This is a genomic window from Histidinibacterium aquaticum (genome assembly GCF_008710275.1).
Lineage (GTDB): Bacteria > Pseudomonadota > Alphaproteobacteria > Rhodobacterales > Rhodobacteraceae > Oceanicola > Oceanicola aquaticus.
Genome location: NZ_VYQE01000001.1, coordinates 1 through 26,759, shown reverse-complemented (window position 1 = coordinate 26,759; position 26,759 = coordinate 1). Strand labels below are relative to the sequence as shown.

The window sequence follows — 26,759 nt, the reverse complement described above, 5'->3', positions numbered from 1 at the left end:
GGGCGAAGCACAATCGCGCCCGTCTTCTGGGGGCAAATATCCCGGGGGAGAATTGCGCCCCCCCCCCGGGGGCGCAAGCGGGGGCGGAGCCCCCGGGACCGCCCGGGATCGCCGGCGGCGATCCCGGGCTGACGAAGCGCGGCCCACGAGGGCCGCTCCGCCGGATCAGGTGCCGCTCGAGGAGGCGCGCCTGAGGACCTCCACCGCGTCGGGCCCGGCCAGCAGCTCGTCGCGCACCTCGAAGTCGAGATGCGGCCGGTGGGCGTGGGAGGCGTCTCCGGCGCCCATGCCGTCGCGGACGTCGGCGGGCAGGGCGCCTCGGGTGCGCGGGTCCACCAGCAGGCTCTCCGCGGCGATTCCCTCGGCATAGATGATCTGGTGGTCGTCGAAGAGCAGCTGGAAGTAGTCCACGAAGCCGCCGTCCTGCTGGTAGACGGTCGTCCCGTTCACCAGGTGGCGGGCCTTCACCAGCACCTCGGCCCGCCCCGCGCCCAGCCGGTCGCGCCTTTGGTAGACGAAGATCCGGTGATCGGGAGAGACGACGAGATCGTGTTCGTTGTGCAGGGTGCCGCGGGTGATGACCACCGGGGCGAAGGCGCCGACGGCCCGGAGCGTGTTCTGCCCGACCCAGCGGATCTCCTGGGGCCCGTCGTCGCGGGTCAGGACCCGATCGCCGATCTTGAGCCGCTCGATCGGCCGCTGCTCGCCGCTGGCCATGGTGATATGCGTCCCCCGGGTGAAGGAGACGCAGGCCACTTCGGCGAAGCGAGTGGAGGCTGTCTTCCGGTCGACGCCGACCAGTCGGTAGTCCAGCTTCTCCTTCAGCGTGGCCAGCGGCAGGAGGTAGACGCCCGCCGCCGTGTCGGCCTCGACCTCGACCAGGACGAGAGCCTCGTAGGTCGAGCCGTCGCCCGCCATGAAGGTCAGGCAGCTGTCGAGGTGGAGCAGGTTGCCGGCGTGGCCCACTTCGGAGCCGGATGCGACGGTAAAGGTCCGCTCGGCCTCGCCGAGCGCGATGGTCAGCCGCTTGCGGGCCGCGCCGGTGCCGAGGTGGTAGATGTCGTCCATCACCAGTTCGTCGGCGAAGGAGATCGCGTCCCCCTCCGCCACGCCGGATTCCACGCGGAACGCCTCTGCGGGAAAGACCGGCAGGGTCTGGACGGCGTGGATGGGGTCGGCGAGGGACATGGGGCTTGGGTCTTCCTTGGGGCCGGTCCGGCCCGAGGAGCTAGGCTACGAATGGGGCGAGACTTGGTCAACGTTCTGGCCCCGCACGGGCGTTTGGTGCATCTCTGCACGAACGACAAGGAAAGGACGGACAAATGGATCTGGGCATCAAGGGCAAGCGCGCGCTGGTCTGCGCCTCCTCGAAGGGGCTGGGACTCGGCTGCGCCGAGGCGCTGGCGGCGGCCGGGGTGGACCTCGTGATGAACGCGCGGGGCGCCGAGGCGCTCGAGGCGGCGGCGGAAGCGATCCGCGGGAGATACGGCGTTTCGGTCACCACCGTCGCCACCGACGTCACCACCGCCGAGGGGCAGGCCGAGGTGCTCGAGGCCGCGAACAAGCCGGACATTCTCGTGACCAACGCGGGCGGTCCGCCGCCCGGCATGTGGACCGACTGGGAGCGGGACGACTTCATCGCCGCGCTCGACGCCAACATGCTGACGCCGATCGCGTTGATGAAGGCCTGCCTGCCCGCGATGATGGACCGCGGCTGGGGCCGGGTGGTGAACATCACCTCGCAGTCGGTGAAATCGCCGATCCCGCAGCTGGGCCTGTCCAACTCCGCCCGCGCGGGCCTCACCGGCTACGTGGCGGGCACGGCGCGGCAGGTGGCGCCCTACGGCGTCACGATCAACAATCTCTTGCCGGGCATCCACGCGACCAACCGGGCCGATGCGCTGGACACGGGAGTCTCCAAGTCGGAGGGCATCAGTTTCGACGAGGCCCGCGCCAAGCGGAAGGCGACGATCCCGACGCGCGATTACGGCGATCCCGGCGACTTCGGCACGGCCTGCGCTTTCCTCTGCTCGGCGCAGGCGAAGTTCATCGTGGGTCAGAACCTGCTGCTCGACGGCGGCGCGGTGAACGCGACGATCTGATCGCCCGTCCGGTTCCGGACAGGCGTCCGTCCCCGGGGCGGACGCTTGTCCACGCCGGTCCGAGAGTCTATCTCCGGGCGTCGATCCTGATTGGACCGGTCGGAATAGCGGCGCCATGAAACCCGAGACCCCCATGCCCCGGCTCGAGATGGCCGACCTGCGGCGCCGCTTCGGTGCGCGGACCGCGGTCGACGGCGTGTCGCTCTCCGTCATGGCGGGCCAGGTGACCTGTCTTCTGGGGCCATCGGGCTGCGGCAAATCCACGACACTGCGGATGATCGCCGGGGTGGAGCGACCGGACAGCGGCCGCATCACCGTCGACGGCCGCACGGTCTGCGACGGCGCGCTCTGGGTGCCGCCCGAGGATCGCTCCATCGGGCTCATGTTCCAGGACTTCGCCCTCTTTCCCCATCTCGACGTGGCGCGGAACGTGGCCTTCGGCCTGACCGGCCCGAAGCGCGCCGTGCAGGAGCGGGTCGAGGAGCTGCTGGAGCGGGTCGGTATGACGGGCCATATCTCGGCCTATCCGCACGAGCTTTCCGGGGGCGAGCAGCAGCGGGTGGCGCTGGCCCGCGCCCTCGCGCCGCGACCCCGCATCATGCTGATGGACGAGCCCTTTTCCGGCCTCGACGACCGGCTCCGCGACGAGATCCGCGACGAGACGCTCGACGTGCTGAAGGCCGAGGGGACGGCGGTCCTGCTGGTCACCCACGAGCCCGCCGAAGCCATGAGAATGGCCGACGAGATCGCTCTCATGCGCGACGGGCGCATCGTCCAGCAGGGGGCGCCCTACAACATCTACAATGCCCCGGCCGACCTTGCGGCGGCGGCCTTCTTCTCGGACGTGAACGTGATCGAGGGCGTGGTGAGGGGCGCCCTTACGGAAACGCCTTTCGGCCAGTTCCTCGCGCCCGGCGTGCCGGACGGGACGGCGGTCGACATCGTCTTTCGTCCGCAGCACGTGAAGATCGACTTCGACCGCGGGGGGCGGGGTCCGAATCCGACGGCGGCGGAGGGTACGCCGGCCCGCGGGATCGTGCGGCGGGCCCGTTTCATGGGAGCCGAGAGCCTCGTCGAGTTCCAGATGGACTTCGACGGCTCGATCCTGAAGGCGCGGGTGCCGTCGGTCTTTCTTCCGCGGGTCGGGATGCCGCTCTGGCTGATGGTCCGGCGCGAGCGCTGCTTCGTCTTCCCGCGGCACTAGGACAGGTATTCGATACCGGACGATCGTCCGGGCCGGTCAGCCGAGGGCGATGCCCACGATCACGGCCATTAGTCCGATAACGGACAGGAAGAGCGCGCCGAGATTGAGCGGCAGGATTCCCTGCAGCCTCTTCCGCAGCTCTTCGTCGGAGAGGCCCGCCCGGCGGGCCCGGCTGACCTTCACGATGCTCAGGAAGATGCCGCAAATGCCCAGCACCGAAAGCGCCGCGCCAATCCAGATCAACCAGTCCATGCCGTCCTCCGGTTCGGTCCGGGGCCACTTGCCCGAGCCTCGCCGCCGGTGCAAGGGCCGAGCCGCCATCGGCCCTTGAAGCGGCCTCTGCGGCGGGCTAGCAAAGGCCCCTCAGCCACCATCCGAGAAGGCCAGCCGATGTCCGATGCACCCGTGGTCGACAACAATGCCGCACCCGACAGCTATCGCGTGACCGCCGACGAATTGCGCCAGTTCATCGAGCGGTTCGAGCGGCTGGAGGCGGAGAAGAAGGACCTCGCCGACCAGCAGAAAGAGGTCATGGCCGAGGCCAAGGCGCGCGGCTACGACACCAAGGTCATGCGCAAGGTGATCGCCCTGCGCAAGCGCGAGCCAGACGACATCGCCGAGGAAGAGGCCGTTCTGGACATGTACAAGTCCGCGCTGGGGATGTGAATCACTCCGGGCGCGGCGGCAGCGAGGAATAGCGCAGCAGGTTCCAGGGCCTGAAGGCCGCCTCGATCCGGGACCAGGTCTCGGGAGGCGCGCCGATCTCGCCGAGCGAGGCCCTGCCGTCGATCCGCGCGACATAGGCTGCGTCCTGCGTCGGCAGTGCCACTGTGACCGCCCGCCCGGCGGCGCGAAGGCCGATCCGGCCCCGCGAGGCGAGCGCGGCGGCGATGCGATCCGCCGGCCCCTCGAGATGCGGCACGAGGTCCGGTCTTGCGGTGGCGGGCGCGCGCGTCTCGGGCTGAGGGACGGCGTAGCCGACATGGACCTTCATCATGCCGTCGAGCGCCTCGGCGAGCGCCATGGACCGCGCCGCGCTCATCCCCTCCGGAACGGGATGAAAGCGCTCCAGGTCGTAGAGCCCCTCGGGCACGAAGGAAACGAGGGACAGCCCGGTCGCCTCCAGCGTCGAGAGAAGCTCGGTGACGCTGTAGGACCGGTCCTGGCTGTGCAGCAGCAGGTCGTAGAACCCCGCATCGCTCGAGAGATGGTCCCCGAGATGGGGATTGAGGCGGAACGGATGGCCGGCCGGGATCCGCTCCATGACCTCTCGGGCGGCGGACAGCCGTTCGGTTTCGGTCATTCGGCCGAATAGCTCGCCAAAGGCCTCCTGCAGCGGATAGACACCTGTCCGGCCAAGCGGCGCATAGACCATGAAGCCGATCCCGCCACCGGGGGCGAGCGCAGAGCGGAGCGCGGCGAATCCCGCGGGCGGGTCGGGCAGGTGGTGCAGCACCCCGCAGCAGTCAATGTAGTCGAAGCGCCCCAGCTCGGCCGCGTCCAGGAGGGATCCCGTGACGAACCGGACGCCCGTGAGCCCGCGTGCGGCGACCCGCGCCTCGGTAATCTCGCGCGCGGTCTCGGACAGGTCGAGATAGGTGATCTCGGCCTCGACGCCGGCCCAGGCGAGAACCTGGGCGATCTGCACGAGCCCGTCCCCGGTCCCGCCGCCGGCCACCAGGATACGGGTGCCCTGCGACCAGTCCCTGCGGCCGCCGAAGAGGAAGTGATCGATCTCGACCGGGTCCGAGGGCGAGCCGGACACGAGCCGGGTCGCCTCGTCGCGCGGATCGCGGGTGGGGTAGGGATAGGCCTCGTACTGGGCGCGGACGCGGTCGGTCATGTGGTCACGGGGAGATGAAATTGACGTCCGGCATCCGTTCGATGCGCTCCACGTCTTCTTCGTAGGCGTCGCTCAGGTCCTCGACCATTTCCTGTGTCCAGCCGGGCACGTCGAGCTCTTCCTCGATTTCCTCGTCGATCGCGTACTTGTCGAGAAAGGCAGCGATGATCCGGCGTTTCTGGGCTTCGGTCCGGGGCGGATTGGTCTTCAGGTAGCCGAGCAGCCGGCGCATGCCCGCCGGGGACATGATCGCGTTGAGCAGATCGAAGCCGCCGGCGATCCGGGTCGTGGGGTCGACGCCCGAGAGCTCCCGGATGAGCTGCGCCCAGATCAGCGGGGTGTCCTCGTTGCACCAGACCGTCAGCGGTGCGTTGGGGGCCGCGGACCTGATCCGGATCACCACGTCCGACCAGCTCAGCTGGCGCGGATCGGCCCCCTTGAGAAAGCCGCTGAAGTCGCCCGAGTGGGCGGTATGGTAGAGCGCCGGTATCAGGGTGGCCGGGTTCCGGATGGCAAGGTGCAGCTCCAGCGCGTCTTCCGGGAAGAGCCGCGCGAGGGAAGCCACCTTGAACGCGGCGAGGTTGTAGAAGCCGCCGTCGAGGAAGACCCGGTTCGGCACGCAGATGAACTCCGAATGGCTCATCACCAGCCGGTCGGCCTCCTCGTCGTCGAGGATCGCGTCGAGCAGGATGTCGCGGGTGTCGGGACTGGGGGGACGTCCGTTCAGATTCTGGATCGTCTCGCGCAGCAGCCGCCGGTACTTTCCCGGCCCGGGCACCTTGATCCCTTCCTGCGCGAAGGTGTCCGCGTTCTTGAGGAGCGATCGAAGGAGGCGGTCGTCATCCGTGCAATTCGCGCCGATATGATAGACGATCTGCACGCTGCCCCCGGTCCTTGCCCGCCGGGGAGACTAGTCCCCGCTCACTCGACAGGCAAACCGCTTTCGGCTACGGCGCTGTCGATGTCCGAGCAAACGAGTCAGCTTCCCAAGGGGGCCGGTCGGCCACGTTTCGCGCCCGACGGCTGGTCCCTCGGTGCGCTGCTGATCGCCGCCGTCGTGCTTCTGCCGGTTGGCGCGGTCCTCTGGCTCGCCCTGACGCCCACGGAGAACATCTGGCCGCATCTCGTCTCGACGACCCTGCCGCGATACCTGGGCAATACCGTGGTGCTGATGCTCTCCGTCGGCGCCCTGACGGCGGCCGTCGGAACGGGGGCGGCCTGGCTCGTCGTCATGTACCGTTTTCCGGGGAGAAGCTGGCTTCAGTGGGCGCTGCTGATGCCCCTGGCCGTGCCCGCCTACGTGGGCGCCTACGCGCTCGTGGACTTCCTCGAATACGCGGGACCGGTGCAGACATGGTTGCGCGGCACCATGGGATGGGAGACCTCGCGCGACTACTGGTTTCCAGAGATCCGGACACGGGGCGCGGCGATCATCGTGCTCTCGGCGGCGCTATACCCTTACGTCTACATCCTCGCACGGGCGGCGCTGCGGGAGCAGTCCGGCGCGGGTTTCGAGGTCGCGCGCGCGCTGGGCGCGGGGCCCGTCGCGCGGTTCGTCCGTGTCGGTCTGCCTCTCGTCCGGCCGGCGGTCGCCGCGGGTGTCTCGGTCGTCATGATGGAGACGATCAACGATTTCGGAACGGTCGACTACTTCGCGGTTCAGACGTTGACGACCGGCATCTTCTCCGTCTGGCTTCAGGCCGGCAACGTGGGCGGCGCGGCGCAGATCGCCGTCCTCTCGCTCACGCTGATCGTGGTGCTCGTGCTGGTGGAGAAGCTCTCCCGCCGCCGGTCCCGGGTCTTCCAGACGGCACGGCAGGTCCGGCCGATCGAGGGAGAGACGCTCTCCGGCGCGAAGGCCTGGACGGCGAGCGCGGCCTGCCTCTTCCCGGTCCTGCTGGGATTCGTCCTGCCGGTGGCGGTGATCTCCGGCCATGCCGCCGATGCCGACCAGTGGCTGGCGCCGGGACTGGGCCGGGCCTTCCTGCATACGGTGGTGACGGGCGGGCTCGCCGCCGTGATCTGCGTCGCGGGCGGTCTCTTCATGGTCTATGGCGTGCGCCTCACGGGGAAGCGGTTGCCGGTCCTGCTGATGCCCGTAACGGCGATCGGCTACGCGGCCCCGGGGGCGGTGCTGGGGATTGGAATCCTGATCCCGCTCGCGGCCTTCGACAACCGGATCGCCGACGGAATCCTCGCGCTGACGGGCTACGATCCGGGGCTCTTGCTCACCGGCACGGCCGCGGCGCTGGTCTTGGCCTATGTGGTCCGCTTCTTCGCCATCGCGCAGGGCACGTCGGACGCCGCGCTGGGCCGGGTGCCGCCGAGCCTGCCCATGGCGGCGCGGTCCCTTGGGCGGAGCGCCGGGGGCACGCTGCGCGCGGTCCACGTCCCGCTGGTGCGCGCCTCGGTCGGATCGGCCCTGCTGCTGGTCTTCGTGGACTGCGTGAAGGAACTGCCCGCCACGCTGGTCCTGCGTCCGTTCAACTACAACACGCTGGCGACGCGCGTCCACGAGAAGGCCTCGCTGGAGAATATCGCTGAGGCGGCGCCGGCGGCTCTCACCATCACCGCGGTCAGCCTGATCGCCGTCGCTCTTCTCGCCCGGGCGAACCGCTGAGGCGCTTGCCGCGCGCGAGAACGGCGTGCTAGACGGCGATGCGTGCCCCTATAGCTCAGCTGGTAGAGCAACTGATTTGTAATCAGTGGGTCGGGAGTTCGAGTCTCTCTGGGGGCACCAAAAAAATCAATAACTTGGGCGCAGATAGCCGGGCTTCCGAGTTACCCAGATTTTTTGGGGGTAACAGAGGGGTAACGGTATAGGCTCGCACTTGGTTTCGCTCGCGCAGCGTCGTCGCCACCGTACATTGTCGTGAAGGGATCAGACTTGAATCTCTCGGATAGGTATAAAGACCAAGCCCGTATGGTCGGTCGAATTCTGCTCGAACTCGCTGAGACGGGATCGAGCGCCGCAAGCTTCCGGCAGGCCAAATCGCAGCCAAGAGGGAGACGAAGCTCTTCCTTGACGCTTTTCTGTGGATGGCCCGAGAAGGACTAGTCTATTTCGAGTCTCAGCGGGGCCACGCAGCCTCCACGGGTGTTTGTCTAACCTCCCGGGGCCTTGCTGCTCTCGGACAGGCTATCGATTTCGGTGACGGCCAGATGTCGATCTCCGAAGCGGCAGTAGAGGCTCGAGAGAATCGCATCGACGCAACTCAGGCTGGTCAGCTGCTTGGCGAGATCGCCGGTGCACTTGCAAAGACGCTGGGAGGATAGCGTCCCATCCCGCCTATGGCGCCAGGCCATCCGCTACGCGATCTGAAAACCGGTCCATTGGTCTCGGTCTCAATCAACACCGGACCCTCAGGGGCATCCGTACGGGGCAGGCCGAGATCGGATGGGGTCGCCCTAATTTTCCCGTCTGGAACATGACCGCGTTGCTGCCCGCTCTCAGTGGGCCAGCCGCCGCTGCGCCAGCCGTTCGAGGCGCGCCAAGGTCTCGTGGTTTCCGGCCTCGTAGCTCAGGTTGAAGGCTAGCCCCCAAGCGTTCCGCTCGCCCTCGTCAGGCAGCCTTCCTAGGCACTCCAGAAGAACGAGATCGGGCATGTCCCCGAAGCCCCCGCCCCCCACCAGTCTCAACTGCGAGAGCGCTTCGCACAGGTCTCGGTCCCCGCGCGTAAGCGCCGCGACCTCGAGCTGCATCACCGCCCGGCCGAACGCGTCCTGTTCGCGGTAGATCGCCAAGATCTCAGCAGTTACCTCGTCATCGGTCATGTCGTCAGCTTTCATGCTTTGCCCTTTTCGGTAGAAGCGGTCGGGCATCGTTGCACGCGCCCAGCGACGGCCGACAAATCCGCCTAAGCTTCGGATCTCTCTAGCGCGACGATCCGCGCCTCAAGTTCTGTGGTCTCTAGGGTTCTACGGAACCCCTCCACGAGCGCCATGACGTGTGCACCCTCAGAGGGCGTCAGGTTCCCACTAGCGACTGCATCGAGCACTGCTCCGGCGGCCAGCGACGCGTCCCGTGAAGTTTGAATTGCTGGCAAATCGAACTCGACGGGCGCCTCTCGACGCGGTGGAACAATGCGTTCCAAGCAGAGCCTCATCGCTCTTGCGTCGCCATCCAAGGCCGCTTCTATCGCGCAGCGCGTGAGGGCCTCAGCCTCCCCGTCAAGCAGTTCGAGGGCGACGCGAGTAATCCGATGGCGAGAGCCCTTGGGGCGACCTGGATTGCCTGGCCCGAACCTACCATCTGCTCCTCGGCCCGTATCTTGGCCGTTCTTACGGCTCATGCACTCCCTCGCGCCTCTCTGAATGCACGCCCAATGCAGAGCAGATCATCTGTCGATAATGACCTCGGGAAGGTGCCTGCGTCCTTCGCTTCGCGGACGCGAGCCTCGAGATCGGGCGGCAGGTCAATTTCTATCGCCACCTCAGATTCTGGTCTTAAGCGTTCTAATGCGGAAAGGCGGCTGCTTAAACTAGGCATGCTTTCTCTTATACAGATGTTCATATTTGGATAGAGGTTTCTTCAGAAATTTTATTCAACGACTACGATTGAAAAGGTCTATTTGCGCTTTCGGCGCAGTTCTCCCCATGAGCAGGGCCAACAGGTCATGTCTTGCCGAGAGCAATAGTCTGGGTAGTTGCCATCATCCACCTTCCAGTTAAGCGCGTTGGGCTCTGATAGACGGCGTTCGAGTAAGTGGACTTGCAAGATCGACATTGGCGTGTCAGCCTAACTCACGACTTGAAGACTTGGTTTGTGGCACCGTTTGATTGCGCGAAAAATATGGATCATTGTAAGTGGATGGACCAGTGCGCAACCTTTGCTAACCAAGCGCCCACCGTCATGAACCGCGATATCGGTCTCACTCCCGACAACTTGGCCTACAACAAGACCGCGCGGACCAATGTCCGCGGCTCGGTCAAGCTCCTCGAGCCCGATCCAAGCCGCTCCTTCGTGCAGCTAAGCTTGTTCGCCGACGGGTTCCTTGGCAGTCGCAACGCGACATGAGCGAACTGGAAAGCCATGTTCTTGGCCCGTTTGAGATCCGTTTGATCGCCGAAGGGCAACTCGAAAAGCTTGGCGAGTTTGCCGCATCTTCTCGCCTTCAGGCTACCGACCCGAAGGGAGATACACCACTCCACCTTGCCGCGCGCATGGGAAACTTGGCCGTTTGCGATCTCTTCATTCGGTCGGGTGCCGACCCAAGCACACTGAACCACGACCGACAGACACCTGCGGATGTGGCATTTGCCGAAGGTCACGGTCTCGCCGCGAAGCTTCTCGCTTCGCTTGTCGGCAAGTTGGCGGAGACAGGAGCGGAGTGGGTCAACGAAGGCGCGGCTACATCTGATGTCGAGGCTGTCGCTGCCGGATCCGACGCAGTTCGAGAACACCGCTTCAGCGTGGACTCGGTGGCGGAACCAGCCGACACGACTGATGAACTCGATGACCTGCTGAATTTCGAGGCTGAGGCAGAGCCGAAGGAATACTTCGATCAACATCCGAGCGACACGGCATCAGGGACATTTGTAGCGCTTGTCACTCCGTCTCCGTTGGTTTCGGATTGCGAGGAAGGCGAATGGGGACTCGACCTTTCCCCCGCACCGATCGCCGGCGAGGGCATCGGCACCACCGGAGCTGCGGCCACCGATCAGGGTGAAGAGAATGATTTCTTGCAGGTCCGCAACCGCGGCCGACAATCGGTCAAACGAGCAGTCATCCAGATCGGTACGCGGGTATCGATCGACCCGGACCTCTGCTTCAGCTGGGCACAGGACATTCTGTCCAAAGGACATTGCTCCCTAGATGATATCGACAGCCTTGTCGCCCATTGCGAAGGGAATGGTGATCTTGTGGAACTACGCACCAATCTCCAGCGCAATCTAGAGGCAGCAGGCTTCAACTTCGATCAGATGCCGGGGCATGGTGCGGATTTTTGGGGCGCCGTTTCGGACATTTCGTGCGATGACCTCGTTGACGCGGTAGTGACGACACTTACTCGTCGGACGCATTTGCCCGGCACACAGCGTTTCCTCATGGACAAGTCAGACGAGCTGCAGCTGCTTGAGTCAATGATGCGGGCTAAGCAGGAACTCCATCTCGCTATCTTGGCCTCCGAGACTGGGGTTGAAATGATCCTTGATGAAATGGACCGCGTCCGGGACGGTTCGCGAGACCCCGACTCAGTCTCACTGCGAACCATCATTCCTTCGCGCCCGGGCAATAGAGAGACGTCCGAAGTACTGGCTGCGGCGGACGCCCTGAGGTCGTGGCACGCCGATGGCCGGGTGATGGACGGCAAACGACGAAGAGAAGCGCTCGCGGCGCTCGAGGCATTGGATCTCACCTTGGCATTTTACAAAGAGTTGGTCCGCAGACTGCAGCGGATCCCGGCGTGCCAAGCCGAAGCTAGTCAGCTGGAAGCCGAAATTTTGATCTCCGAAACTGCTACCGAGCACCTTATTCGCGAGCATCTGCCATACGTCCGGCGCTTTGCCTCTCGTAACGTGGAGGACGGCGAGCATCCAGAGGACGTGTTCCAAGTCTCATTCATGGGTCTGCAGCGCTCCACAAGGCGGTTTGATCCCGAGCGTGGTTATCGTTTCCTCAGTTATGCCACCTACTGGATGCGACAGGCCATCCAGCGATGGCGCGCCGATGAAGGCGCGGCCATTCGCATCCCAGTGCATCGGAACGAGAAGATTAATAGGCTTGATCGCGCCTTAGAGAGGCTGGACATTCGGATCGGTGGCGCCGTCTCCGACCACGAACTTTCCGAAGCGCTGGAGTGGACCATCGACGAGGTCAGACTGTTCCGCGGCATCCCTCGTGAAGCCGAATATCCCGCAAGCCTTGATGACTGGGACAAACTGCTGCCCGAGCCTTCAGAAGTTGAGGTCTTCGACCAAGAAGAAACAGAAAAGATTGTAGCAGATGCACTGGCTGAACTGCCTGAGCGTCAGGCTGATGTCATCCGGATGCGATTTGGAATCGGACGCGCTTCTGACATGACACTCGAAGAAATCGGACAGATCTACGGCGTGACCCGCGAGCGCATTCGTCAGATAGAAGCGAAGGGCCTTGAAAAACTTTGCAATCCCAGCCGCAAGCGTCGGCTCGAAGAGTTCTTGGGTTACGACAGTAGCCGCAGGTCAAAAGCTTCGCCTTCGACCACGCGAAAGAAGCAAAGCTCCGTGGAACCTAGAAAGAAACGTCAATCACTTATGTCGTGGTCCGAAAGTCGGGTTGATCGTCTCAGAGAACTCTGGGCAGCCGGTATGAGCGCAAGTGAAATTGTCCAGGAACTGGGCGGAACCAGCCGGAATGCAGTGATTGGCAAGCTGAACCGTCTCGGTCTAGCAGACTCCGACCGGGAGCAATGCCAATGACTGTGAGAAATGCTCCCCCGCATGCCGGTTCGATGCTCGAATCTTTACGTGGGCTTGGGTACGCGCCTCCCACCGCACTCGCCGATCTGATCGACAATTCCATCGCGGCAAATGCACGCGATATCGCCGTTCATCTTGAGTGGGCCGGCTCAGATAGCTGGGTAAGAATCGTCGATGACGGCGACGGCATGGATGACGCGGCTCTGGAGGCCGGCATGCGCCTTGGCGCTCGCGATCCGAGGGCTGAACGAGCAGCCACTGACCTTGGGCGCTTCGGGCTGGGCCTGAAGACGGCCAGCTTCTCTCAGGCTCGTCGCCTGACCGTCGCTAGTCGGAAGGAAGGTGGTCAGGTCGTCTGCTTGCGCTGGGACCTCGATCTCATCGGTCAGGAACCCGGCGCCGAATGGCCGCTCTTCGAGGGTCCAGCGCTGGGATCAGAGCATCTGCTCGGGCCGCTGGACCAAATGGATCACGGCACAGTTGTTCTCTGGGAAAAGCTGGACCGTATAGTAACCGATGGCTTCGCGGCCACCGACATGATCGAGCTCGCGGATCGCGTGGATTCGCATCTTTCGATGACCTTTCATCGGCTCCTCGATGGCCAACAGCCCAAGCTACGCTTGGCTCTCAATGGCCGAGGATTGAAGCCTTGGGACCCGTACCTCCTTGGTCATCCCGGCAAGGCGCTCGAAAGCCCCGAGTATCGGATCCTCCACACCACCGGTGTGACTGTGCAATGCCATGTCCTTCCGCACCGCGACATGCTCAAGCCTGCCGAACAAGAAACTGCGGCGGGGCCCGGAGGATGGACCCAGCAGGAGGGCTTTTATGTCTACCGCAACAGGCGTCTACTTCTCGCAGGTGGCTGGCTTGGCCTAGGCGATGGCGGCAAGCCATGGCCCCGCGATGAAGCACACAGACTCGCCCGTATTCGGCTCGATATACCGAACAGTGCGGATGCCGATTGGAAGATCAATGTCCTAAAATCGACAGCCAGCCCCCCGGTACGCCTTCGATCCCAGCTCCACCGTCTCGCAACAGAAACACGCGAAACGGCGCGGCGCGTCTTCGCCCATCGGGGCCACGTCACCCCGTCCTCAGGTACGCGTTCGAGCGCAATTGCCGAAGCTTGGCAAACGAGGCGCTCGGCACAAGGCACGTCATACCGGATCGCTCGTGACCATGACCTTGTTGCCTCGATCCTAGATCGCGCCGGTCCACTCAAAGCCGACATCCTCGCTCTCTTGCGGCTGATCGAAGAGACAGTTCCCGTGCAGCGCATCTGGTTGGATACAGCGGAAGACAAAGAGACGCCGAGAACCGGTTTCGCCGGAGCGGCGGACAACGAAGTCAGGGAAACCCTGTCCTCGATCTTTGAAGCACTGGTCAAATTCCGCGGGCTTAGCCCGACCGAGGCGCGCGAGCGGCTTGGCCGTTCGCCCCCATTCGATCGGCACCTCGATCTAGTTGCAGCGCTTGAAGCGGAAGAAACGGAATGACGATTTCAAACCAGAAAGCCTTCGATTCAATCCTTTCAATGGCTCAGAACATGCTCCGCCTCGCTGCGGAACGTGCTCAAAGCCCCGTCACGCCAGAAATGATCGAGAATGAGTTGACCAAGTTGTCGATCATGATGGAGGACGATTTCACCCTTGTTGATCGGGACGCGCTCGTCGATGAACTGATCCGCCGTTCAAGCCGCACCGTGGGCGCGAACGCCACCCTTTCGAGCGGCAAGGACCATGTCGCTTGGCTTGATGCGGAAAGGAAGAAGGGCTGGACCTATTGGCAGCGTTACTCTGAGTACATGGAAGCGCGCATCCCTTGGGCGGCCCTCGATGCCCTCGATGACGCTACTGACGAGGTTCTTTCACAGCTCGAGGACCCGTCTCGGGAAGGCGCTTGGGATCGTCGCGGACTGGTCGTGGGCCACGTTCAGTCGGGCAAGACAGGCAACTATACCGGACTGATCTGCAAGGCCGCTGACGCCGGCTACAAGATCATCATCGTGCTGGCTGGCCTCCACAACAACCTGAGAGCACAGACCCAGATCCGCCTGGACGAGGGGTTTCTCGGTTTTGCTACGATCGCGGATGCTGAGGAGCTCCCAGCAGTAGGCGTAGGACTGATCGACTCGGACATGTCAGTCCGTCCCAACGCCGCCACAAATCGGAGCGACAAGGGCGACTTCAATACAGCCGTCGCCGCGAAGATGAACATCAGCCCAGAACAGCGGCCGTGGTTATTTGTGGTCAAGAAGAACAAGACGGTGCTTGACCGGCTCCTTTACTGGATCCGCAACCGTGTGGCCAATCACGTCGACCCTGAAACTGGTCAGAAGCTCGTCACTAATCTGCCGCTGCTGGTGATCGACGACGAGTCGGACCACGGATCGGTCGACACTGGTGAGGATGTGGTGGACGAATTCGGCAATCCGGATCTCGAACATGAACCCAAGACGATCAATAGGTTAATTCGCTCTGTCCTCCTTCATTTCTCTCGGAAGGCCTATGTCGGTTACACGGCGACGCCCTTCGCGAACATTTTCATTCATGACCGCGGCGAGACGCAGGAACACGGACCAGATCTATTCCCGGCAGCCTTCATCACCAGCCTTGCGGCGCCATCGAATTATATCGGGCCAGGTCGCGTCTTTGGTTCGTCTTCAAGCACGGCGGAAGACCTGCCCCTAGTGCGCCCGCTGTCGGACGAAGAGTTTCAGCCGTGGATTCCGCCACGACACAAGAACGGCTACCGGCCGCGATGGCAGGGAGAGGATCGTGTGCCGGACTCGCTCGCAGAGGCGATCCGCTCCTTCGTTTATGCCTGTGCCGTGAGAAAGCTGCGCGGACAGGGCAGCAAACACTCCTCGATGCTCATTCACGTGACCCGCTTCACCTCGGTACAGAACGCTGTCGTCAACCAGGTCGCAGATTACGTGCGCGATCTGAAAGGCCGCTACACCCGCGGCATCGCGCTGGCGGACCTCGAAGCGTCCATGTGCACTGAGTATCAAGAGGTCTTTCTACCAGGAATGATGAGTATCCGTTCCTCCCTCGTCGAAGGTGAGACTCTCGAGGACTTCTCTTGGGCGGAAATTCGTGTCGTCCTGCCCGACGTACTGTCCGACATTCGCGTTCGCGAGATCAATGGCACTGCCAAGGATGCGCTCGACTACGCCGAAAACGATGGCACTGGTCTCAAGGTGATTGCCGTTGGCGGCGATAAGCTGGCGCGTGGCCTGACGCTCGAAGGTCTTTGCACAAGCTACTTCCTTCGAACCGCGCGCATGTATGACACTCTTATGCAAATGGGGCGATGGTTCGGCTATCGTGACGGCTACCTCGATGTCTGTCGCCTCTACACATCGCAGGAAATGGTGGAGTGGTTCGGCCACATCGCCGATGCCGCAGAAGAGTTGCGCCAAGAGTTCGACAACATGGTCGCGGCCGGCGCCACACCAAAACAGTTCGGTCTGCGGGTGAAATCGCATTCGGTGCTGACGGTCACCTCTCGGGCCAAGATGAGAAACGCTCGCGCGATGCAGCTGACCTATTCGGGCGACCTTCTGCAGACGATCGTCTTTCCCAACCGCAAGGAGGACGTCACGGCGAACTTCGAAGCTACAGATCGGTTCATCGACGCACTTGGTCCGTCGACGGATCTGAACGATCAGCATTTCCTTCCACAAGGTCAGAAGTGGAACGGTCACCTCTGGCGAGATGTACCAGCTCTTAGCGTCATCTCGTTCCTGAGGGAATACAGGACCCACCCCGCCAGCTTCCGGATCATGAGTCCCCTGATCGCGGACTTCATCGAGGAGATGAAAAAGGATCGTGAGCTAACAAACTGGACAGTCGCACTGATCGGGAAGGACAGCGGCCCGGATGACAAGCCTCGCACGGTAGGTGGTTGTTCGGTCAACATGCTCCAGCGCAAACGCACGACTGAACATGCGGATCGATACTCGATCAAGACCCTGATCTCGCCTCGCGATCAGGCCATCGATTTGACCGAGGCGGAATGGAAGGCTGCGCTCGATCTCAGTCAGAAAACCTGGCGTAACGACACGGATCGAAACGAAGGCAAGGAGCCTCCGTCCGAACCGAGAGGCCCACAAATCCGTCATGTACTCGGAGAAGGCGTCGCCGAAGCGGGCATTCCGCCTCGCCGCGAACGCGGCTTGCTCATGCTCTATCTGCTCGATCCCGAGGGTTCGGGGGTCAATGAACTGAAGAATGCCGATCCCGTTGTCGCTTGGGCAATCAGTTTTCCGTCAAGTACTTCCGAGAGAAGGGTCTCCAACTCGAGGTACATCGCCAACAGCGTACTTTGGGGAGGACTCAATGACTGGGTGGACTGAAGACGGGATAGCGCGCGCCTGGCGAGCGCTCGCAAGACAGGAAGCGGCGGAAGACTGGCGATTTGTGCATCTCACCAAGATGGGCGCCGTCTCGGTCGAGGCGGGGTGTCACTTCCCCCTCGGACGGGAGGCTTTGATCGTCTCCTTTCCTGGATCGTGGCCAGTGAACCCGGCAAGGCTTCCTGAAGGCAAGGGCTTCGACGTCTCCCGCATCGAGGGTCAGTCCGTATTCGTAGGTAAGACGGCGATTGCTCTCGTCAGGCGGTCAGAGGGCTCTCCCGACATCTTCGCCATCATGGCCGTTGATGTCTTGAGAACTCTGGAGACAGCGGCCAACAGTCGGGGCCGCGATGTCATGGGGACCTTCCTCGAACGGGTCAAGGAGTGGCAGGCTTTCATGTCCCGAACGCACCGCCCTCTTTCGTCCGATGCGCAGATCGGCCTGCTCGGCGAACTCTGGATGCTCAGCCTGCTCACGGACACCTCACTCGGAGCAGGTGCTCTCGACTGCTGGCAGGGACCGTTGCGGACTGCACAGGACTTCCACGTCCGGGGTGGCGCGATAGAGGTGAAGAGCACTGTCCGGACCGGCAGCTTCCTGGCGCGGATCAACAGCATTGAGCAACTGGATTGCGATAGGGCTCCCATCTTCCTTTGCGCCTACCGCTTTGAGGAAGATACGGACGGGATCTCGCTTGTCGATCTCGTGTCCGAACTCCGCGAGAGGTTTCGACTGGCTGGAGTTCAGCGCGGCTTCGAGGCATTGCTCATGGTGATGGGATACCTCGAAGAGCATGCACAGCTCTACAGCCGAACCCTGGCAATTAAGGATGCAAGGATATTCAGCTCGGACGGTGACATGCCACGCCTCATCCGTGCCTCCCTGCCAGCCGCTATCCGTTCCGCCGCCTATGTACTCGACCTCGATGCCCTAGAAGTCCCATCTATTGGGGTTCCGGAGCTGTTAAATGAATTTGGATTGGAATGACATGAACCTCGAAGAATTCCACCGAAACTTTCGTTCCGACCTGCAGACAGTCATTGCTGAGCGTGTGGAGGCTGGCGAAGGCCCATTTCCTTCGGATGAGCTCGTCTTTGCTGAAATGGTGATGGAGCATGTCGCAGAAACCGGTATCTGCCAGGCACCTACGGTCTGCCACTGGAGCGGCAAGGTCGGCAACGCAAGGCTTCGCATCACAGGCTACGCGCTAAGCTCCGATGAAACGGCTCTCGATCTGTTCGTGACCCACTATTTCGGAACCGAAGAACTGTCCGATCTCAGGGACTCAGACGCCGCTGGGACCGCAAGCGAGGGCATTCGATTTCTCTTTAGGGCGGCAAGCGGGAAACTCGACGCAAAGATCGATCCGGTACATCCGGTCCGGGACCTCGTCGCAACCATTCGATCTCGCTGGGGCGACATAGATCGTCTTCGTGTCTTCGTTATTACCGATGGCAAGACCAAGACCAAACGGTTCTCGAACAAAGAAGTTCATCAGAAAATGGTGCACGTCGAGGCCATGGATATTGAGAGGCTGTTCCGTCACACCGAGGGCAAGCCGCGAGACGAATTGGCCGTGAGTTTCGTACAATCGATCGGTCGGGCACTACCCTGCGTACACGTGCCAGACCCTGATGCAGATTACGAATACGCCCTTACCGCAATTCCAGGACAGCTCATCCGAGATCTCTATCTTCGCTTTGGCACGACTCTGCTAGAGGCCAACATCCGTACCTTTCTGGGAAACAAGCGTGCAGTCAATAAAGGCATCATCGAAACGCTGCGAAAGGAGCCTGAGCACTTTCTCGCCTTCAACAATGGCCTCGTGCTGGTCTGCGACCAAGCGGCCTTCGAGCGGACTGACGACGGCAATCTGGGCTTGTCCTTCCTGAAGGGGCTGCAGATCGTCAACGGCGGCCAGACGACCTCGACTATCTACTTCTCGTCCCGCGACGATCGCACCATCGATCTCAGCCACGTTATGGTTCCCGCGAAGATCATTATCCTCAAGGGTTCCGAGGACGAAGCTAGGGAAAGATTGATCAGCAACGTCTCCAGATATGCGAACAGTCAGAACGCAGTGAAGATGTCCGACCTGTCGGCGAACCGCCCGTTTCATCGAGAACTTGAGAAACTCGCGAACGAAACATGGTGCCCCGACGGCGCGACGAGATGGTTCTACGAGCGTGCAGCTGGCGCCTACAACGTCATGCTGCTGAGAGAAGGCAGCACACCAGCAAAGAGACGAAATCTGAAGGAGATCATACCGCCGAAACGGAAGCTGACCAAGAATGACATCGCCAAGTACCATGAAGCATGGCGTTGCAAGCCAAACCAAGTCGCAATGGCGGGTGAAAAGAACTTTGCGGCCTTCATGGCTGCTATCGACGACGATCCGACCATTGTGCCCAGTCCGCTCGATGTCCGCTGGTATCGTAGGATGATCGCCAAGGTGATTCTGTTCAAGGCAATCGAAAGTATGATCAAGACTAAGGAAGCCAAGGAGACATTCCGCCAAGGGTGGATAAATATTGCTACGTATGTCGTGTCGATAGTCGCGGACCGACTTGGTGATCGGCTCGATCTCGAGCAAATATGGCTGCGGCAAGGGATTTCCGTTGGTCTGCGGAATCTTCTGTGGGAGTGGGCAGTAATAGTTAACGATGAGTTCAATAGGATTGCTCCAGGCCAGCAGATTTCGGAGGTGGCGAAACGAGCAGACACTTGGACGAAAATGCGATCTGCTCAATTCCCCGCGCCACACGGTTCCATTCAAGAGTTGCGAGAAACAAGGCACATAGAGCATGCCTCAGGATGAAGCGAGAAACGACCGTTAGTCGCTAATGCCAAGTGGAGAACTGATCTTGCTTCGCAAATTAAGATCCGTGGTTCATCGATTTGCCTTCGGATCGGAAAACGACGCGGAACAGCTGATCACACGCGAAGAAACTCTTCTATCTAGTGAGACGGGTAGGAGAAAAGGGTCTACGCCCCTCTCGCAAGCTACTGATGCTCAACAAACACCTCAGCGTACCAAGGTGCGGAGCAGAGAGTCGGAAAACGAAGTGGTTCCGGAGTTTCTCCCAAACCTCGATTTCGAAGCGGAGGCAACGGCAGAGAGTTACTTTAAGGCCAATACGACGGAGGCGGCGCGAGGAGTATTCCAAGAGATAGACAGGGTCCGCTGGGACCACGCAGAAGCAGATTGGAGCCTTGAGGAATTCGACTTCGATCCGCCTGCGAAATTCGCTGTTCAGAGTATTTCGGGGAATTCCTCTGAGGGAGGACATTCGAAAGGAGCCGATGCAAACGAAACTAGCGCTAAGGTTGCCTTTGAGCGACTGCAAACCTTTGCGTTGAAAAGGCGCTGGCGTGCTGCAGCGTCAGCTCTGAGCAAGGCTTCGACGCACTCCGGAAGGCTCTCGAAGCGTGAGAGAGCTGCAATCGAGCATGTTCTGAACGTCGCCGACACCTTGGCTCTCCATCGAGGTGACTCCCAAGAACTTAGAAAATTTCTGGCCATGGCTCAGATGCCCAAAGATAGACCCGAGCCGGCTTGGGAGGAGAGCGTGGTCGAAACCGACGGTTCTACCGCGGCCAACGTCGCCAGCGAACTTGAGGCGCAGAGAGCAAAGCTGCCTGTCGAAGCAACACGGCCTACGCAGGAGGCGATCGGTTTCTCGGCCCTTGAGATCCGCAAGATTGCGGCAGGCCGCAACTGGTTATCACCCAAGTCATGTCGCGCGCTGGCAAGGATTGGAGAAGGCAACGTGAAGCTTGATCGATCAGAAAGTAATGCCTTGAATTATCTCCTTGAGCGTTGTTCTGCCTTGCCAGAACTGACAACACACGTGACCAACCTCCGGCATGCAATCGCAGACTAACTCATGCATGCCAATTAATCAGAGCTAACCTAGACAAGACAGCAGCAGTTCCGCGATCTGACGTGCCAGGAATGGCGGCACAGCGTTTCCTACCTGGACGTACTGCTGGGTCCGGTTGCCCATAAAAAGGTAGTCATCAGGGAATGTCTGAAGTCTTGCCGCTTCACGCAACGTCAGGCTGCGACACTGCAGAGGATCGGGATGGATGAAGTAATGGCCATCCTTCGAAATGTGACTCGTCACAGTGGTTGAAGCCTCATCGGCCAGCTGGACCCGGAACCGGTCATTGAATGCGCCACTGTGCCAGTTGCGATGATCCGGGCTTAGTACGAGCGGAAAATCGGCGGATTTCGGGCTGTAGCCGCGTACGGCCCCAAAAACGGAGGCGAAGAGGTAGCGGCGCAGATCAGCCGCCATATGTCCCCGCGTCTCGTGCTGTGCGATTGCCCGGAGTTCACCACGCTCCAGCCAATTTAGAAGTTCGTCGTCCGAATTGCCGTAGGTCTCAGGTAGTCGCGTTTCAGTCCGACGTCTCGGAGCCTCCGTCGCCATGCGCCGTGCTACCGAATTGAATGCCTCGCGGAGCGGTTCATTATCCTTCCCGGCATGAATTCGTGTCAGCAGGCGCGCAGCATCAACAACTGTATCGTGCCATTCAACTGCGCTGTCTGGCGCGCGGCTTATGCCGCTACGCAATGAAGGCACCGAGCCAATGACGTCGTCGACAGTTCGAGATGGCCTCGAAACGGCTATATCGACATCCGCCGCCTTTCGAGCCAGATCAGACCTGATCCCCACGATAATCACCCGGTGACGCCGCTGCGGAACTCCGAAGTCCTCGGCCCGCACGATGAAGTCAGAAGGTCGCGCAGCCTCCTTCAGGCTGGCCTTCCCATCGTCGACTCGGATGGCCCGCAGTTCGTACTTATGGCCATGGCCGGTCCCGAGCGATGAAAGATCGTCCATCAGCATCTCAAACACGAGACGGCTCTCGACCGTCGAGGAAAGCATACCCTTAACATTTTCCATCACGAAGGCTGCCGGCCGGAGCCGCTCGAGCACCCTGATGTACTCCCGAAACAGGTAGTGCCTTTCATCCTCCTCCGGCACATAGCCAACCTTGCCCCTCGACCGAGCCCGACCCACGAGGGAGTAGGCCTGACACGGCGGGCCGCCGATTAGTATCGTATCGTCGTATGCCGACTTCAGTTTTTCGATGGTGGCATCGATCGCTGTTGCTGCGGTCTCGGTGCCGAGCTCGAGACCGCGGGCCTCCTCGACAGCCAATCCCCAAGCAGAAGCGTCGATGTCCGACCAGTCCGGTTCAGCAGCATCTCCCGCATGGAAATCGATGAACTGTTTCGGCAAGCTGCCATGACGCGACCGATACTCGCGCAGAAACGCGCGCAGCATGAGGGTCCGCTGCGCCGATGCCTCCTTCTCGACCGAGATGCCGATCCGAAATGGCGCATGGGCATCCTCGACAAGGGACGCAAACCCTTCGCCAAGTCCGCCGGGGCCGGCGAAGAGATCAACGATGCCGAAAGTCGAAGGCAAATCAGGCTCCTGACGAACTTCATTCAATCGGTGTATACTCGGTTAAGGGACAAAAACCAGGACGCATGTGACAGATATCGTGGATCAGCAGACCCGCTCCCGAATGATGTCGAGGATCCGGGGAAAAAACACGAAGCCTGAGCTTGCGCTTAGGCGGGCGTTGCACGCGCGCGGTTTCCGCTTCCGGCTCCATTCCAAGAAAGTTTACGGGCGACCGGACCTTGTTCTGCCGAAGTATCGCGCCGCTGTCTTCGTACATGGCTGCTTCTGGCATCGCCACGAGGGCTGCCGCTTCGCTACGACCCCATCGACCCGCGAAGAGTTCTGGCGGAAGAAATTTCAGGCCAATGTCGCTCGGGACGAAGCGGTCCGCGAGAAGCTTCTGGAAGACTGTTGGCGCTTAGCCACTGTATGGGAGTGCACTCTCCGGAAACCGGATCAGGTAATGGCCACTGCCGACCTCCTTTCAGCGTGGCTGAGGTCGAACGAGCTTCAACTCCAGATCGGCGACAAGGACGGCTCCACCAATCCGTAAACTTTGATCGCAGACTTCGAGCGGTCGTCGAATGGGTATCTTCCGATACTCGGAGGGATATGCGTTCAGTTCTTAGCACTTGTCGCCGCCATGCGTCTCCGGACGTCTTGGCGCTTGCCCTGTTTGGTTTATCAATCACTTGAGCGTTTGCAGAGATGCTCTCTTAGATCCGCCAGACAAAATTGGCCGGCAGCTCGATGGAATTTGAAGCTGGAGCAGTTGCCGGACCGAATTGCCCTAGCAATAAAATACAAGGGCAACTCAGACCACCGCCGGCTAGCTCGCCCTCGCCGAACCAACGGTCAGCCTGCGCGCGTGATAGGCCCGCCAAGAGCACGGAAAAGCGCAAATAGCGTTCCGCGTGAAAGCTTCGTGAGTGACCTATACGGCGTCGCTTGATCCGCTCGTTAATGTCGAAAGTATGTGTTTATCGATCCGGCTTCGGATGTGCGAACGCCTCCGGGTTGCCCAGATGGTCAAGAGCTTCGTAGTCCTCGAACGCTTGTTGTACTCGGCTGCGCCAGTCGGCAACCCATGCCTCGTTTGCGCTTTTCTTGGTCGGTTTGGACAGCCGCTCATTCGGTTGTGGTACGAACGCAGAACAGGCCGGCGGTGTTACGCTCGAGGGCAGAGCGTAGAGGCCGCGACCCAGCTTGATCACTATGCCGGACTTCGCCAGCCTAGACAGGGCCTGGCGCAGGTTCGCGTAGCCAATCCTGTGCAGCCGATGTGACAGCTCCCGAGCAGTCGAAGGCCCATTCTCCAGCGCTGTAACAATCTCGGTAGCCGTATTTGTCACAATGACCTCGTGCTTACTCGCTTGACCTGCTCACTGGTGAGTGGTCGTTGTGACGGTCAGAAAGCGGGTTACTGGGCAGGGGATGAAACCCCGCCTCCCGCCCTGACTGCCGCGATCTTGCCTGCTCACCGGAGCCGGGCCGCCGCTTAGGTCAGACCTGCCTTTCCCTCGGCTTGGTCCGCTCCCCGATTTTCACCGCCAGAGGGTGGCAGTGGGCGCTTCGGGCGTGGGGAGACCGCCAGTGGCGGAATAGCTGCCCGTGCGATGTGCGCCGTTCCACGGTATCGCTCTACCTCAGAAGCCCCGCCTAACCCGTGAAAGACGACTGCTGAGGCCCCGGCCGCTTACCCGCGCCGGGGTCTAACCCTTTAACTTCGTGTGATTTCTTTCGAGATAAGATGCCACCGAAACGGCCCAGGCTGCCCGGTGTTCGGGGCATTCCGCCACTCGATGCGCAGGAGGTCTGCATTTGTCAGTTCGCGCGCGGCGCCGTGCAGCTCCACCGGCGTCACGACAGAACATTCGGTCAGCTCGGTGGGCTTCGCGTGATGGCCGCGCAGATCACGGAACACGCTCAGGAAGTCACGGGCCTCAAGGGACATGCGGGGACAGTTCACGGCGCGCCCCCGGCTTGCCGTTCGCCCTCGGCGGCGCTGGCCATAGCGCGGCGCTCTATGAAGGACAGCACGTCGGCCTCGCGCCAGTACCGCCTCCGCTGAATATAGATTGCTTGGGGGAAACCCAGAGTTGAATCCTGGGTCCAGCGCCACAAGCTCATATCGCTGACCCCGCCGAACAGATGCCGGACTTGATCAGCGGTTAGAAGCTTGCAGGCGTGGTGGGGTCGGTCATCGGGCATTGCCGTCTCCACTGTTGGGACGGCAAACCAATTCTCACGACGGCCAACGAAAAGCCAAAGATGTTTTCGGCAATAATTCGGTGTTACTTGCCGAGTGCCTTAATTTCTTGGCTGAGGCGGCCACCAAGCGCGAGCCGCCTGATCGTCTCGGCGTGTTCCGGATGCAGCCAAGCGGCTACGCAAAGCCAGCGAATCATTTCCGTCGCTTGGGCATGTTTACGTTCGAACCGCCTTAGCCGATCTCTGAGGCCGCGAACGGAAAGACGGAGGATCTTGGCCGCGTCTTCGACGGCGAGCTCGCGCGATTTGCCTTCGGCCAATTCGAACCAACAGACCAACCGCACGGAGTCTAAGTCTGCTTTGACGTTGACCGGGCGGCCCGCGCTCCTCCGTGTGTCTTCAAGAAAGTAAGAGATGGCCCAGCGCTCTCTAACCGAGAGGGGCGAACTAATATCGATCAGCGCAAGGCGCAACGGCTCAAGGTTTCCGGCCTCCGCAGCGCTGATTCTCGCCTCGCCATCATTGGTGGCGTATCTTAGGCCAAGGCGTTTCTCGGCCCATCGAACACGTTCCACCTTTTCAACCAGTCCGGCAAAGTGGCGAGCCCCGTCACCTGAGATCGCTTCCAAGATAGTCTGTCGCTGGTTCCGCTTCATTGCTTCACCTCCAACCCGACCACTTTCGCGGCGCCGCCGCCCTCGACAATCTCCGCCACTAGCCCGGCCCACGCTTCGAGGGCACGGCGCTTCTCCACGGCGAAATCGTGTCTTTGATATACACCGACGATGCCGCCGCCCGTGCCACTCACATGGTTCAACACCGCCTCGGTCGTGCGCACCGGGATGCCCAGCCGCGCCATGCCGGTCGCCGCCGTGCGCCGCAAGTCGTGGAAAGACCAGTGCAAAATCTCTACTGGCTCGCCCACCTCAGACGCGGCGAGTCGCTCCATTTCTACCGCGATCCGATCTCGAGCGCGGCTGTAACCTGATAACGGCGTTACGCCGGTAGTCGAGAATACCAGCCCGGACGCGTTGGCGATCCGTGGCGCCTCGGCCAGAACCTCGAGCGCGGCCGGCGACAGTGGCACTTCGTGGGCCCGGCGGTTCTTCGTCCTTTCGGCGGGAAGGTGCCAGAGGTCGCTGCGCAATTCGCCCTTGGTCATTCCGACTACCTCACCCAGCCGTTGGCCGGTAAGCAGGAGCAGCCGCGCCATCGGCCCGAAGGGTGGGCCGATACGCTCGCAAGCCCGCCAGAACCACCGCACTTCATCATGGCTCAGGACGCGCTCGCGCGGCCTTTCCCGTGCAACTGGCTTCGTGCCGGCTACGGGAGACGACTCGATCATGTCGCGCTCGAGCGCCCAAGCGAAGAGCCTTCCCAGATAAGCCCTTTGCCGGTTGGCGGTTGTGAGCTTGCCCGTCGCGGCGATCTCTTCCAGAAGGTCGAGCACGTCCCGCCGAGTGATCTCGCCTAGTTGTCGATGGCCAAATCGCGCCACCGCGTGCCGCTGTAGTTCTCGCGTGACATGCGCGCCGCTTTTCAACTTCGCGAGGTGTCTAGCGCTGTAGTCCTCAACAACCTTAGCGAAGGTCTCCGACGCCGCCGCTATCGCCCGTTTCTCGGCCTGCCCTGCGTTGTTCGGATCGGTGCCATCCTCGAGCCGCTGGAGCGCCTCGGTCGCCGCGGTGCGAGCATAGTCCAGCCCCATGACGGGCCATCGGCCGAGCGTCATCTTTTTCGGCTTGCCGGAATGCCGATACCTCAGGGCCCAGCTTTTTGCGCCACTCGGCTGAATGATGAGATAGAGCCCAGGAAGCGCAGGGTCGGGAACCTCTCGCCGCTTATCCGGGTCCGGCTTCATGTGTTCCACACCCTTCGCGGTGAACCTCTTCGACGCCATTCACACCCCCAACAATTGGTCCGGCGCCGCAATCAGTCGGTCGCACGGGGTAACAGAGGGGTAACAGATGAATGTTTTTCAGCGTTATCCCACGAGAGCCATTGATGGGCCAGAACGGCAGAGAAAAGCAAGATGGGTAAGCGCTTAGGTGCGAAACAATGCCTAACGCGCAAAATCAACAGATCACGCGGGCAACTGATTTGTAATCAGTGGGTCGGGAGTTCGAGTCTCTCTGGGGGCACCACGCCACGCACCGCTAGCCGACACGCCTGAGGAAGCGCTTGAGGCGCTCGTCCTGCGGGTTGTCGAGAAGC

General features: G+C 61.7%; 23 protein-coding genes and 2 tRNA genes. 14 read left to right on the top strand and 11 right to left on the bottom strand.

From position 1 onward, the window contains the following. Window positions 1-165: 165 nt before the first annotated feature. Window positions 166-1,188, bottom strand: a complete 1,023-nt coding sequence (locus F3S47_RS00120; RefSeq protein WP_150443197.1) for a Hint domain-containing protein — start codon at window positions 1,186-1,188, stop codon at window positions 166-168. Window positions 1,189-1,322: 134 nt separating this feature from the next. On the opposite strand from F3S47_RS00120, the gene F3S47_RS00115 reads away from it, so the two are divergent. Together F3S47_RS00115 and F3S47_RS00110 are read left to right on the top strand one after the other, a co-directional pair. Beyond that, window positions 1,323-2,102 (top strand): SDR family oxidoreductase, encoded by a 780-nt coding sequence (locus tag F3S47_RS00115; RefSeq protein ID WP_150443196.1) that lies wholly within the window; start codon window positions 1,323-1,325, stop codon window positions 2,100-2,102. Window positions 2,103-2,217: 115 nt separating this feature from the next. After that, window positions 2,218-3,306, top strand: coding sequence for an ABC transporter ATP-binding protein (locus F3S47_RS00110; RefSeq protein WP_150443195.1), 1,089 nt, complete (start codon window positions 2,218-2,220; stop codon window positions 3,304-3,306). A gap of 36 nt (window positions 3,307-3,342) precedes the next feature. Here the strand turns inward: F3S47_RS00110 and F3S47_RS00105 are convergent, their stop codons facing one another. Continuing rightward, on the bottom strand, window positions 3,343-3,558 hold the full coding sequence (locus F3S47_RS00105; protein ID WP_150443194.1) for a cytochrome c-type biogenesis protein CcmH: 216 nt from the start codon (window positions 3,556-3,558) through the stop codon (window positions 3,343-3,345). A 138-nt stretch (window positions 3,559-3,696) separates the two neighbouring features. On the opposite strand from F3S47_RS00105, the gene F3S47_RS00100 reads away from it, so the two are divergent. Beyond that, complete coding sequence (locus F3S47_RS00100; RefSeq protein ID WP_150443193.1) at window positions 3,697-3,972, top strand: DUF2312 domain-containing protein; 276 nt, start codon at window positions 3,697-3,699, stop codon at window positions 3,970-3,972. A gap of 1 nt (window position 3,973) precedes the next feature. Here F3S47_RS00100 and F3S47_RS00095 read toward each other — a convergent pair whose 3' ends face one another. Continuing rightward, a complete protein-coding gene (locus F3S47_RS00095) occupies window positions 3,974-5,149 on the bottom strand; it encodes a class I SAM-dependent methyltransferase (RefSeq protein ID WP_150443192.1) in 1,176 nt (391 codons plus the stop codon). Window positions 5,150-5,153: 4 nt separating this feature from the next. Then, window positions 5,154-6,029 (bottom strand): hypothetical protein, encoded by an 876-nt coding sequence (locus F3S47_RS00090; protein WP_150443191.1) that lies wholly within the window; start codon window positions 6,027-6,029, stop codon window positions 5,154-5,156. Window positions 6,030-6,110: 81 nt separating this feature from the next. Here F3S47_RS00090 and F3S47_RS00085 point away from each other — a divergent pair, with 81 nt between their 5' ends. Together F3S47_RS00085 and F3S47_RS00080 are read left to right on the top strand one after the other, a co-directional pair. Further along, the gene (locus tag F3S47_RS00085) at window positions 6,111-7,769 is read left to right on the top strand and encodes an ABC transporter permease (RefSeq protein WP_150443190.1); all 1,659 of its coding nucleotides are present in this window, start codon (window positions 6,111-6,113) and stop codon (window positions 7,767-7,769) included. 44 nt (window positions 7,770-7,813) lie between these two features. Further along, window positions 7,814-7,889 (top strand) — tRNA-Thr (locus tag F3S47_RS00080). A gap of 710 nt (window positions 7,890-8,599) precedes the next feature. Here F3S47_RS00080 and F3S47_RS00075 read toward each other — a convergent pair. Together F3S47_RS00075 and F3S47_RS19700 are read right to left on the bottom strand one after the other, a co-directional pair. Continuing rightward, window positions 8,600-8,938: a hypothetical protein gene (locus tag F3S47_RS00075; protein WP_150443189.1), complete on the bottom strand. Its 339-nt coding sequence runs from the start codon at window positions 8,936-8,938 to the stop codon at window positions 8,600-8,602. Between the two features lie 68 nt (window positions 8,939-9,006). Next, entirely contained in the window at window positions 9,007-9,441 is a 435-nt protein-coding gene (locus F3S47_RS19700; protein WP_150443188.1) for a DUF5681 domain-containing protein, read from the bottom strand. 560 nt (window positions 9,442-10,001) lie between these two features. Between F3S47_RS19700 and F3S47_RS19245 the strand changes: the two genes are divergently transcribed. From F3S47_RS19245 to F3S47_RS00040, 7 genes are all read left to right on the top strand, one after another. Continuing rightward, window positions 10,002-10,166 carry a hypothetical protein gene (locus F3S47_RS19245; RefSeq protein WP_191090031.1) on the top strand — a complete coding sequence of 55 codons (165 nt, stop codon included), beginning with the start codon at window positions 10,002-10,004 and terminating at the stop codon, window positions 10,164-10,166. After that, window positions 10,163-12,547, top strand: a complete 2,385-nt coding sequence (locus tag F3S47_RS00065) for a sigma-70 family RNA polymerase sigma factor (RefSeq protein WP_150443187.1) — start codon at window positions 10,163-10,165, stop codon at window positions 12,545-12,547. Before F3S47_RS19245 ends, F3S47_RS00065 begins: the two co-directional genes overlap by 4 nt. Further along, window positions 12,544-14,046: an ATP-binding protein gene (locus F3S47_RS00060; protein ID WP_150443186.1), complete on the top strand. Its 1,503-nt coding sequence runs from the start codon at window positions 12,544-12,546 to the stop codon at window positions 14,044-14,046. The genes F3S47_RS00065 and F3S47_RS00060 overlap by 4 nt, the downstream gene beginning before the upstream one ends. Next, window positions 14,043-16,910 carry a Z1 domain-containing protein gene (locus tag F3S47_RS00055; protein WP_150443185.1) on the top strand — a complete coding sequence of 956 codons (2,868 nt, stop codon included), beginning with the start codon at window positions 14,043-14,045 and terminating at the stop codon, window positions 16,908-16,910. The genes F3S47_RS00060 and F3S47_RS00055 overlap by 4 nt, the downstream gene beginning before the upstream one ends. Next, window positions 16,894-17,898: a PD-(D/E)XK motif protein gene (locus tag F3S47_RS00050; RefSeq protein WP_150443184.1), complete on the top strand. Its 1,005-nt coding sequence runs from the start codon at window positions 16,894-16,896 to the stop codon at window positions 17,896-17,898. Before F3S47_RS00055 ends, F3S47_RS00050 begins: the two co-directional genes overlap by 17 nt. A 1-nt stretch (window position 17,899) precedes the next feature. Further along, window positions 17,900-19,729, top strand: a complete 1,830-nt coding sequence (locus F3S47_RS00045) for an AIPR family protein (RefSeq protein WP_150443183.1) — start codon at window positions 17,900-17,902, stop codon at window positions 19,727-19,729. A gap of 247 nt (window positions 19,730-19,976) precedes the next feature. Continuing rightward, window positions 19,977-20,795, top strand: a complete 819-nt coding sequence (locus F3S47_RS00040; protein WP_150443182.1) for a hypothetical protein — start codon at window positions 19,977-19,979, stop codon at window positions 20,793-20,795. A gap of 24 nt (window positions 20,796-20,819) precedes the next feature. On the opposite strand, the gene F3S47_RS00035 is transcribed toward F3S47_RS00040, so the two are convergent. Then, on the bottom strand, window positions 20,820-22,352 hold the full coding sequence (locus F3S47_RS00035) for a DNA cytosine methyltransferase (RefSeq protein ID WP_150443181.1): 1,533 nt from the start codon (window positions 22,350-22,352) through the stop codon (window positions 20,820-20,822). 67 nt (window positions 22,353-22,419) lie between these two features. Between F3S47_RS00035 and F3S47_RS00030 the strand changes: the two genes are divergently transcribed. Continuing rightward, a complete protein-coding gene (locus F3S47_RS00030) occupies window positions 22,420-22,887 on the top strand; it encodes a very short patch repair endonuclease (protein ID WP_150443180.1) in 468 nt (155 codons plus the stop codon). A 427-nt stretch (window positions 22,888-23,314) separates the two neighbouring features. Here F3S47_RS00030 and F3S47_RS19695 read toward each other — a convergent pair whose 3' ends face one another. The 4 genes from F3S47_RS19695 to F3S47_RS00010 form a co-directional block, all read right to left on the bottom strand. Further along, window positions 23,315-23,686: a type IV toxin-antitoxin system AbiEi family antitoxin domain-containing protein gene (locus tag F3S47_RS19695; protein ID WP_396279575.1), complete on the bottom strand. Its 372-nt coding sequence runs from the start codon at window positions 23,684-23,686 to the stop codon at window positions 23,315-23,317. A 368-nt stretch (window positions 23,687-24,054) separates the two neighbouring features. Next, a complete protein-coding gene (locus F3S47_RS00025; protein ID WP_150443179.1) occupies window positions 24,055-24,288 on the bottom strand; it encodes a hypothetical protein in 234 nt (77 codons plus the stop codon). Window positions 24,289-24,628: 340 nt separating this feature from the next. Further along, window positions 24,629-25,201, bottom strand: coding sequence for a hypothetical protein (locus F3S47_RS00015; protein ID WP_150443177.1), 573 nt, complete (start codon window positions 25,199-25,201; stop codon window positions 24,629-24,631). Further along, window positions 25,198-26,445 carry a tyrosine-type recombinase/integrase gene (locus tag F3S47_RS00010; protein ID WP_150443176.1) on the bottom strand — a complete coding sequence of 416 codons (1,248 nt, stop codon included), beginning with the start codon at window positions 26,443-26,445 and terminating at the stop codon, window positions 25,198-25,200. Before F3S47_RS00010 ends, F3S47_RS00015 begins: the two co-directional genes overlap by 4 nt. Before the next feature lie 104 nt (window positions 26,446-26,549). Between F3S47_RS00010 and F3S47_RS00005 the strand changes: the two genes are divergently transcribed. Further along, window positions 26,550-26,689: transfer RNA gene (locus F3S47_RS00005), tRNA-Thr, on the top strand. The last annotated feature ends 70 nt before the right edge of the window (window positions 26,690-26,759 follow it).

Excerpts from the sequence above, each read along its gene's own strand:
- F3S47_RS00015 (WP_150443177.1), bottom strand. The coding sequence starts at position 25,201 with ATGAAGCGGAACCAGCGACAGACTATCTTGGAAGCGATCTCAGGTGAC.
- F3S47_RS00055 (WP_150443185.1), top strand. The coding sequence starts at position 14,043 with ATGACGATTTCAAACCAGAAAGCCTTCGATTCAATCCTTTCAATGGCT.
- F3S47_RS00075 (WP_150443189.1), bottom strand. The coding sequence starts at position 8,938 with ATGAAAGCTGACGACATGACCGATGACGAGGTAACTGCTGAGATCTTG.
- F3S47_RS00095 (WP_150443192.1), bottom strand. The coding sequence starts at position 5,149 with ATGACCGACCGCGTCCGCGCCCAGTACGAGGCCTATCCCTACCCCACC.
- F3S47_RS00025 (WP_150443179.1), bottom strand. The coding sequence starts at position 24,288 with ATGTCCCTTGAGGCCCGTGACTTCCTGAGCGTGTTCCGTGATCTGCGC.
- F3S47_RS19700 (WP_150443188.1), bottom strand. The coding sequence starts at position 9,441 with ATGAGCCGTAAGAACGGCCAAGATACGGGCCGAGGAGCAGATGGTAGG.
- F3S47_RS00110 (WP_150443195.1), top strand. The coding sequence starts at position 2,218 with ATGAAACCCGAGACCCCCATGCCCCGGCTCGAGATGGCCGACCTGCGG.
- F3S47_RS00060 (WP_150443186.1), top strand. The coding sequence starts at position 12,544 with ATGACTGTGAGAAATGCTCCCCCGCATGCCGGTTCGATGCTCGAATCT.
- F3S47_RS00010 (WP_150443176.1), bottom strand. The coding sequence starts at position 26,445 with ATGGCGTCGAAGAGGTTCACCGCGAAGGGTGTGGAACACATGAAGCCG.
- F3S47_RS00065 (WP_150443187.1), top strand. The coding sequence starts at position 10,163 with ATGAGCGAACTGGAAAGCCATGTTCTTGGCCCGTTTGAGATCCGTTTG.
- F3S47_RS00105 (WP_150443194.1), bottom strand. The coding sequence starts at position 3,558 with ATGGACTGGTTGATCTGGATTGGCGCGGCGCTTTCGGTGCTGGGCATT.
- F3S47_RS00085 (WP_150443190.1), top strand. The coding sequence starts at position 6,111 with ATGTCCGAGCAAACGAGTCAGCTTCCCAAGGGGGCCGGTCGGCCACGT.
- F3S47_RS00120 (WP_150443197.1), bottom strand. The coding sequence starts at position 1,188 with ATGTCCCTCGCCGACCCCATCCACGCCGTCCAGACCCTGCCGGTCTTT.
- F3S47_RS00050 (WP_150443184.1), top strand. The coding sequence starts at position 16,894 with ATGACTGGGTGGACTGAAGACGGGATAGCGCGCGCCTGGCGAGCGCTC.
- F3S47_RS00045 (WP_150443183.1), top strand. The coding sequence starts at position 17,900 with ATGAACCTCGAAGAATTCCACCGAAACTTTCGTTCCGACCTGCAGACA.
- F3S47_RS00115 (WP_150443196.1), top strand. The coding sequence starts at position 1,323 with ATGGATCTGGGCATCAAGGGCAAGCGCGCGCTGGTCTGCGCCTCCTCG.
- F3S47_RS00100 (WP_150443193.1), top strand. The coding sequence starts at position 3,697 with ATGTCCGATGCACCCGTGGTCGACAACAATGCCGCACCCGACAGCTAT.
- F3S47_RS19245 (WP_191090031.1), top strand. The coding sequence starts at position 10,002 with ATGAACCGCGATATCGGTCTCACTCCCGACAACTTGGCCTACAACAAG.